9 protein-coding genes are annotated in these 8,295 nt (G+C 71.5%); 4 read left to right on the top strand and 5 right to left on the bottom strand.

Going from position 1 to position 8,295, the window contains the following annotated elements:
- Both VFO68_RS15280 and VFO68_RS15275 read right to left on the bottom strand, forming a co-directional pair.
- On the bottom strand, window positions 1-1,581 hold a 1,581-nt coding region (locus VFO68_RS15280; RefSeq protein WP_325158942.1), incomplete at its 3' end, for a hypothetical protein.
- 4 nt (window positions 1,582-1,585) lie between these two features.
- Window positions 1,586-2,860, bottom strand: a complete 1,275-nt coding sequence (locus VFO68_RS15275; RefSeq protein WP_325158941.1) for an ABC transporter substrate-binding protein — start codon at window positions 2,858-2,860, stop codon at window positions 1,586-1,588.
- Between the two features lie 80 nt (window positions 2,861-2,940).
- Between VFO68_RS15275 and VFO68_RS15270 the strand changes: the two genes are divergently transcribed.
- Complete coding sequence (locus VFO68_RS15270; protein WP_325158940.1) at window positions 2,941-3,291, top strand: hypothetical protein; 351 nt, start codon at window positions 2,941-2,943, stop codon at window positions 3,289-3,291.
- A 20-nt stretch (window positions 3,292-3,311) separates the two neighbouring features.
- Here VFO68_RS15270 and VFO68_RS15265 read toward each other — a convergent pair whose 3' ends face one another.
- Window positions 3,312-4,184: a DUF3060 domain-containing protein gene (locus VFO68_RS15265; RefSeq protein WP_325158939.1), complete on the bottom strand. Its 873-nt coding sequence runs from the start codon at window positions 4,182-4,184 to the stop codon at window positions 3,312-3,314.
- Between the two features lie 159 nt (window positions 4,185-4,343).
- On the bottom strand, window positions 4,344-4,532 hold the full coding sequence (locus VFO68_RS15260; protein ID WP_325158943.1) for a PspC domain-containing protein: 189 nt from the start codon (window positions 4,530-4,532) through the stop codon (window positions 4,344-4,346).
- A 56-nt stretch (window positions 4,533-4,588) separates the two neighbouring features.
- Here VFO68_RS15260 and VFO68_RS15255 point away from each other — a divergent pair, with 56 nt between their 5' ends.
- The 3 genes from VFO68_RS15255 (at window position 4,589) to VFO68_RS15245 (ending at window position 7,787) form a co-directional block, all read left to right on the top strand.
- The gene (locus VFO68_RS15255; RefSeq protein WP_325158938.1) at window positions 4,589-6,031 is read left to right on the top strand and encodes an ATP-binding protein; all 1,443 of its coding nucleotides are present in this window, start codon (window positions 4,589-4,591) and stop codon (window positions 6,029-6,031) included.
- 109 nt (window positions 6,032-6,140) lie between these two features.
- Window positions 6,141-6,566 carry a hypothetical protein gene (locus tag VFO68_RS15250; RefSeq protein ID WP_325158937.1) on the top strand — a complete coding sequence of 142 codons (426 nt, stop codon included), beginning with the start codon at window positions 6,141-6,143 and terminating at the stop codon, window positions 6,564-6,566.
- 63 nt (window positions 6,567-6,629) lie between these two features.
- A complete protein-coding gene (locus VFO68_RS15245; protein ID WP_325158936.1) occupies window positions 6,630-7,787 on the top strand; it encodes an acyltransferase in 1,158 nt (385 codons plus the stop codon).
- Here VFO68_RS15245 and VFO68_RS15240 read toward each other — a convergent pair.
- On the bottom strand, window positions 7,676-8,295 hold a 620-nt coding region (locus VFO68_RS15240; RefSeq protein WP_325158935.1), incomplete at its 5' end, for a hypothetical protein. The two genes, VFO68_RS15245 and VFO68_RS15240, sit on opposite strands and share 112 nt — an antisense overlap.

Here is an 8,295-nt window from a genome sequence, read left to right as displayed (position 1 = left end):
GGCGGCGACCGCGCCCGCGGCCACCGTGCCGGCCGAGGCGCCGAACTGCCGCGCCTCACCCCACAGCAGCAGCGTGAACGGCGTCGAGCCCCCGCTGATCAGGAAGCCCACGATGAAGTCGTTCCACACCAGCACGAACTCCAGCACCAGCACGGCGATCAGCGCCGGGCGGTAGCGGGTGCGTCGCCAGATCGCGTCCAGGGACGGCCGTTCGTCCTGCGGGCGCACCCCGGCGGCCTCGAAAGCCGTACGCAGCACCAGGATCGCGAACGGCAGGCCGGCCGCGGCGTGGATCAACGCCAGCGGGGTACGCGAACCGGACAGCCCCAGCCCGGACACCGCCGCGCCCAGCGGCCCGGCGTACATCTGCACCGGCGCCACCGCCAGGACCACCAGCAGGACCGTCAGGGCATTGCTCAACCAGCGCGGCAACCCGCCCCAGACCAGCAGGTAGGCCGCCGGGGCGGCGGCGGCCACCACCAGCGCGGTGGCCAGCCCGGTGAGGAACAGGTTGCCGACCAGCGCCGGCCACAGCCACGACTCGGCGAGCGCCACGAACGACCCGAACCCGAGCCCCTCCGGGCGCCACCAGCCGGCGGCGCCCGCCGCGGCCGGGTCGTGCAGCGCGGTGGCGAGCAGGATCACCACCGGCAGCAACCAGACCAGGCCCACGCCGAGGCCGATCAGCCAACTCCAGGTGCGGTGCCTGGCTGGCGCCGCGGGCTCCCGCACCGGGTCCGGGTTCGTCGCGCCGGTCGGGCGCGCGGCCCGCTGCCCGGCCAGCGCCATCGCCGCCACGACCACGAACAGCAGCACCGCGAGCGCGGCCGGGCCACCGGTGTCGGCGGACCGGGAGACCATCCGCCACCAGTGCAACCCGACCACGTCGGCGTCGGCCTGCACCGACCCCGGTGGGACGATCAGCACCAGGTCGAACACCCGGATCGCCGCGATCGACACGGTGAGCACCACGATCGTGACGATCGGGCCCGGCCGGCGCCCGCCGGGGTTGGCGGCCAGCCCGGCACGGAAGAGCACCACGATGAAACCCAGCCAGGTCCAGGCGAACGCCGAGGCCAGCACCACCCAGATCAGCTCGGGCCCGAGCCAGACCACCTCGCCGAACAGTGCGACGGCCAGCCCGCGCTCCGGGTTCGGGTCGAAGATGATCCGGAACACCGCACCGGACACCATGGCGGACACACCGAACGGCAGGATCAGCACGTACAGCAGAACCCGCCACAGCCCGCTGACCGTCCGGCTGAGCAACGCCAGCCCGTAGCCGGCCGCGACCAACGCCAGCGCGATCCCGACCCACAGCAGGCTGTGCCAGCCCGCGGTGAGCGCCTCCGGGTCGGTGAGGATGGCGGCGAAGTTGCCGATCAGCGGCGGGTCGCCGCGCAGCGCCCAGACCACGGTCCAGATCATCGGAACCAGCAGGAACACCAGAAGCAGCAGGGCGGGCAGGCCGAGCAGGTGGCGTCCGGCGCCGGGCCGGCGCCCCGGTTGCGGCCCTCGGCACGCGGACAGTTCCCGGCCCGCGACCTCCAGCCGCAGACCGGTGCGTGTCTCGACGTCCACCCGGTCAACCCACCTTGGTCTCGATGTCGGCCATCGCGTCGAGTGCGGCCCGCACCGCCTCGTCGCGCCGCCCGCCCGCGCCGAGCCGGCGCAGGAACTCGACCAGCACGAGCTGCAGGCCGTCCCGGCCGCCCACCGGGCCGAGTTGGTCACCCAGGTCGAACCGCGCCCTGCCGGCCGCCATGGAGCGGCGCAGTTCGGTGTCCAGCCCGGAAAGCACCGGCCCGTACAGGCTCGCGCTGGTCTCGGGGTTGGCGGCGAGGAACCCGCCGGTGTCCCGGATCCACGGCTCCGGGGCTTGCGGCGTGGCGAGATAGCGGATCAGCTCGCGCGCGCCCGGACCGGCGGGGCGGGTGAGCACCAGCAGGTCGCCGGCCAGCACCAAGGGGCCGTCGGGGTTCGACACGGCCGGGAAGGTGAAGGTGCCGACCTCCTCCAGCGCCACCCCGAACCGGCGGATCACCGACTCGGCGAAGTCCGGTGCGACCACCATCGCCGCGCGGTGATAGCGGAACACCTCGAGGACCGCGTCCGGGAACTGCTGCACCAGGGCGCGGTTCGGGCCGCCGGCGAACACCCCGGGCCGGCCGCACATCTGGCCGAACAGGTCGAAGGCCGACCGGACCGCCGCGCCGCGCCACATCGCGGGGTCCCGGCGCGGGCGGGCCAGCTCGTCGTAGGTGTCGGGATGGTTGCGCAGCAGGATGTTCTCGAAGAACCCGGTCAGCATCCAGCCGTCCGCGCCGCCGAGGGCCAGCGGCGCCACGCCACCCTGCCGGATGATCGACTCGTTGAGCGCGAGCCAGTCCGCCCAGGTTCGCGGTGCGGTCAGACCGAGGTCGGCGAACAGCCTGCGCCGGTACCAGACCACGGACTTGTGCGCGAGCTTGAACGGCAGCGCGTACCGCTGGCCCGACTGGTCACCGAGGATCTGGTCGTACTCGGGATGCCAGGGGATGTCGGCCGGCAACGGCTCCAGGTTGTCGCGGTTGTCGCCGACCAGTCCCAGCCGGGGCAGCGCGAGCACGTTCGGCCGGCCGGTCGTGCGGGCCCCGAGCGCGGCGTCGATGTCGTCGCCGAACGGGATGAGCTCGAAGTCCGCCTCCCGCCAGCCGCGCAGCACCGACCGGAACGCGGCCAGCTCGGCGGCACTCCAGCTCACGGCTACCCGGACGCTGTCGCCCAGCCCCACGGTGCGGGCCACCCCGGCACAACCGCTGGCCGCCCCGGCGGCGGCGAGCGACACCCCCAGCACGGTCCGCCGACGCACCTCCGCCATGACGTCCCACCTTAGGTGAAGACGGGCGACCAAAGGGCGGTGTCCAGCGCTATCCGGTCGATTCGGTCACGATTGATCCCATGGCCTCCTACACCGTCAACAAACGGGCCGTCGAACATGCCCGCAAGCTCATCGACTCCCGTCAGTACGTGCTGAAGAGCCAGTGGGGTGAGGTCCAACCCAGCGCGGACGACGGCAACCGCTACCTCGAGTCGCACTCCTGGGACGAGTACGCCGCCTGGCACCTGGGGCTGACCGAGGGCGCCTCCGATGAGACCAAGGCCCGTTACGGGTTCGTCTTCGGCGACTTCCGGCGGTTGCATCGCGCCGGTCTCATCGCCTGCCATTACCGCGCCGCCGAATGGGGTCACAAAGAGATCGAGCTGGCCGCACACGAGCTTCTCCAACACCTGGACGACACCTCGGCCTGACGGTCCACAGGGGACGGACGTCAGCCCTGGCTGATCGTGTTGCCCTGTCCGGTGTTCGACGTCTTCGGTTCCCCGGCGGACCAGGTGACCTTGTTGAACGAGCCGTTGACCGAGATCTCGGTCGCCGTCGCGATCCTGATCTCGTTGCGCGCGCCGTTGACGTTCACCGCGGCGCACTCTCCGGTGAACGTGTACTTGTTCGCCGAGCCGTTGATCGCGACGGTCCGCCCGTCGCAGGGGATCGTCTTGCTCTGCCCGGACTCGGTGAGGGTCACCGTGCCGGTGGTGGGCGTGCTTTGCGTGGGGGCGCCGGAGGCGTTGAGGTCGAGCACCACCGACTCCGAGGCGATCCGCAGGGTGCCCGGGCCACACGTGAGGGTGGCCGTCCCGCTCGGCGCGAGCGCGGGGCCGACGTCCTGCATCGGCCACGACGAGACCCCCGCGACGGGTTGCTTCAGCGTGACCTTGCCGGTCGCCCGTTGCTGGCGGAACAGGTAGGTGTCACCCGACTTCGTGTACTGACCCTCGGCCGTGCCGTCGACGACCGCCGTCACCGACCGGCCCGCCGCCGTCAGGGTCACCGGGGCGTTGTTGCCGGTGAGGGTCCAGGTGCCGGACGAGCCCAGCGCCAGCGTGAAGCCACCGCCGCTGGTGGCCACCACCGGCACGCCGTTGACCTGGGCGCCCGACTTGCCGGTGATGGTGGTGACCTGCCAGTCGCCCACCGGGCAGTCGCTCGCCGCCGGGGCCTGCGCCTCGCTGGACGGCTGGGTGCTCGCCGTGCCGGTGCCGGCAGTCTCCGCGCCCGACCGTGCGTTGGTCTCCCCGGTGCACGCGCTGAGCAGGCACGTCATTCCCAGCAGTGCGGCGGCGACAGTGATCCTCGAGCCCACGATCTTCGACCTTCCGACGTTCCGACCTGACGGCGGGAAGATAGTCGGAAACGACCATCCGTGGAGGGCTTACCGGACGGTAACCGAAATCCGCGGGTCAAGGCGGACCGTGTTTCCCCTGGGCCGGAACGGGTACGACACTGCCGTCGGACCGGTCGGCTACGGGCGCTTCGGCATCATCAGCCACAGGACGAGGTAGAGGATGAACTGGGGACCGGGAAGCAGGCACGACAAGACGAAGATCAGACGCATCTTCCCGGCGCTCCACCCCACGCGGTCGGCGAGCCCGGCACACACGCCCGCGATCATCTTCCGGCTCTGCGGCCTGGCCAGTGTGGTCGTCTTCATGGTCATGCCGGGGGTCTACCCCCAACGGTAGGTCACTAACCGGCACTGGAGGAGACATGGCAGAGGCCAACCCCGGACAACCGGGCGTCGACACGTTCACCTATGCCGGCGCGACGGTCGAACTGGCCGACCCCGCGTCGATCCTGGCCGCCGCCCGGGTCGGCCCGGTCACGCTGCTGCGCGGGGCGGCCTGGCCGGCCGCGGTGCGGTGGGTCGAGGTGCGGGTGAGCGGCGCGGACGGCCCGGCGCACCTGTTCACCGCCGAGATCGGCATCGCGGACACCGAACGGATCCGCTCGTTGCTCCTGGGCCACGATCCGTTGGGGTTGCTGCTGGCCAAGCGGATCGAGGCCGGCGACCCGGTGATCACGCGAATCGTGGACGGGGTCGGGGCGGTGGCGGTGGCCGCGTACCGGAAGCTGGGTCTGGAGGGAGCGGCGAACCGCGCGCCGGACCGGCTGGTCGACGCCGGCCTGGGGTTGCAGGCCGAGGCCGAGTACGACTCGTCGGGGACGGTGCTGCGGCTGCGGGCCGAGGTCCCGCGTGCAGAGGTCAACCCGGATCATCTGCGCGGCTTCGTCGGCCTGACGCTGCAGGCGGTGCTGGAGATCGCCGGTCCGGACAGCCTGCGCGGCCGGCGCTACACGGTGTCCCGGGAGCATGTGCCGGCTGCGCCGGTCACCACCCGGTCGGTCACGCTGGACCAGGTTGGGGGACTGACCGACGTGGTGAGCCAGCTGCGCCAGATCGCGTTGTCGTTTCGGCACCCGGAGGCGATGGCGCGCTGGGGGGCGCGCCGCCCGCAGGGCATCCTCATGTACGGACCGCCCGGCACCGGCAAGACCATGCTCTGCCGGGCGTTGGCCAACGAGATCGGCGCGGACTTCCGGGAGATCCGCACGCCGGAGATCCTCGACAAGTGGCTCGGCGGGTCCGAGCGCAACATCAAGCAGGTCTTCCGGGACGCCCGCCGCTACCGCGTGCCCACGCTCATCCTGTTCGACGAGTTCGACTCGATCATCAGCTACGCCGGCGCGGGCGGGGACGCGGCCAGCCAGGCGATCAACGCCGTGGCCGGCATCTTCAAACAAGAGATGAACGACCTCATCGAGGCCAACCCCAACGTGCTCGTCGTGGCCACCACGAACTTCCCGCAGCGCGTCGACGCGTCACTGATCCGGTCGGGCCGCTTCGACGTGAAGATCTCGGTGCCGAAGCCGGACCAGGACGGCCGCGCGGAGATCTTCCGCAAGATGATCCGAGGCCTGGTCGCGGCGCACGACCATCCCGGCTTCACCATGTTCGCCGACGACCTCGACCTCACCGCGCTGGCCCAGGCCAGTGCCGGCATGACCGGCGCCGACATCAAGGAGGTGCTGCGCCGGGTGCAGCTGGCCAAGGCCATGCAGGACGCCCGAACCGGCACCCAGGCAGCGCCGATCAACCAGGGCGACCTGATCGCGAGCATCACCGAGCTGGCGGGACCGCGGACCGGGTAACCCGATGGTGTTGTCCGCCGGGCGGTCCGGACGTGGGGCAGCTACCTTTGGCGGCTCGACATCTGGAGGTTCGCGAGTTCGCGGACCGGTCCCGGCGGAAGTGGTTTCGATGGTGCGACGCTGGTTTTCTGTCACGGCCCTGGCGGCGCTCGTCGCCCTGGGTGGGGTCGGCCAGGCCTCGGCCGACACCTCGACCACCCACCCGAAGGTCATCACCGTGGGGTCGACGTTCACCCTCGACCTCGGCGAGTCGGCGACCGTGAGAGGCCGGGGCGTCAGGGTGACCTTCTGGGCCGTCACCAACGACTCCCGGTGCCGGCCGGGACAGGTGTGCATCTGGGAGGGCGACGCGACCGTGCACCTGAGCTTGACCAGGCGGCACCGCACGGTCCCGGTCACGCTGCACACCTCGACGCGGTTCAACACCACGGCCGACGCCCTGGGCCTGCGGGTTCGGCTCCTCGCCCTGAACACCGCGGGTGACGTGCTCACGGCCCGGGTGGACGATCTCCGAGGCGTTCCCCGCCACCGGTGAACCCGGGTCGCCGATTCCTCGTGTGCAGAGGGTCGGTGTTGTTGGGCGGCGGAGGGTGCGGACGTGACGGATCGGCCACGGCTGCAGGTGCTCGACGGTCTGCGGTTCGTGGCGGCGATGTCGGTCCTCGCCTACCACTACACCGCCATCGCCCACGTGTGGCACCGCCCGGCCGCCGAGGTCTTCCCGAGCCAACCGTTCGCCCACGGGTGGCTCGGCGTGCACCTGTTCTTCCTGATCAGCGGCTTCGTGATCTGCATGAGCGGCTGGGGTCGCGGCACCGGCTCGTTCCTGCTGTCCCGCGCGGTGCGCCTGTATCCGGCGTACTGGCTGTCGGTGTTGGTGGTGGCCGCGGGGCTGGCCGTCTTTCCCGGCCTGCCGTGGCGGCCCACCACGCTCGACGTCCTGGTCAACCTCACGATGTTCCAGGACGCGGTCGGGGTGTCGCCGATCGCCGACGTGTACTGGTCGCTGTGGGCGGAGCTGCGGTTCTACCTGCTGTTCTCGCTGCTGGTGTGGTGGGGGCTGACCTACCGCCGGGTGGTCGCCTTCTGCGCGCTGTGGCTCGGCGCGTCGGCCGTGGCGCAGGCGTTCCTGCCCGGCGGCGGTGTCGTCGCGATCGTCCTGACCACCGACCACGCGCCGCTGTTCACCGCGGGCATCGGGTGCTACCTGATGTACCGGTTCCGGCCCACGTTCGCGTCCTGGGCGATCGTCGCCGCCTCCTTCGTGCTGGCGCTGCCACCGGTCCTGCGCCGAAACCAGCTCGAGTCCAAGGCGGGCGAGATCATCCCGAACGGCCCGGTGATCGTGCTGCTGGCGGTGTGGTTCCTGCTGATGGTCGCGGTCGCGCTCGGCTGGCTCGACTGGGTGCGCGGCCGCTGGCTGCTCGCCGGCGGCGCGCTGACCTACCCGCTGTACCTGCTGCACCTCGACCTCGGCGGCGCGCTGCTCTACCTGTTTCAGCGCCAGGTCCCGCCGGCGCTGCTCGTCCCGGTGGTCGCCGGCCTGATGATCCTGATCGCCTGGCTGGTCCACCGCTACCTCGAGCAACCGTCGGCGGCGCGGCTGCGCCGCGCGTTGCGTCGCCTCGGCCCCCGCGCGCCCGTTCAGCAGCGGTTGGGGATGCAGCGCAAGGAGTTCAGGCCGTCGCCGACGGCGTCCATGACGGGGCGCAGGGGGTTGGGGATCGAGTCGGGGTCGAGGGAGAAGACCTCATAGGTTCGTACGGCGGTGACGTGGGCTTCGGCGGGGGTGCCGGCGCCGCCTTGGACGGCTGCGGCGGCGGTCCAGATCCCGGTCGGTTCCGACCAGTCGTCGGTGTAGCCGACGCAGACCTCGCCGCCGGCGAGGACCCCCTCGCCGCCGCTGCCGCCGACGCACCAGGCGTTGCCCTCCAGGTCCTCGTGGCTCTCGGCGTTGGAGATCATCCCGCTCAGTCCCGCGCCGGTGTGGGCCGTTCCGACGCCCAACTCCACCATGGCCAGCACGGTGTACTTGTCTCCGTCCCAGGTGACGCAGGCCGCCCCGCCGACGAAGCTGCCCACGCTCGCGTGCGCTTCCCCGCACGGGCCGCCGGCGCCGATGTTGGCGATGTCGGCGAGTTCCGTAGCGTCGATGTTCCTGACCTCGTTGACCTCCGTCATCAACTCGTCGAGGTCGCTCTGGGACATCGGCGGTCCGTTCCTGTTCAGCGGGCCGACCAGGATGTCGAGCCGGCATCCAGAGC

It is taken from the genome of Actinophytocola sp. (genome assembly GCF_035712165.1).
GTDB lineage: Bacteria > Actinomycetota > Actinomycetes > Mycobacteriales > Pseudonocardiaceae > DASYTH01.
This window is presented reverse-complemented; position numbering and strand designations above follow the sequence as displayed.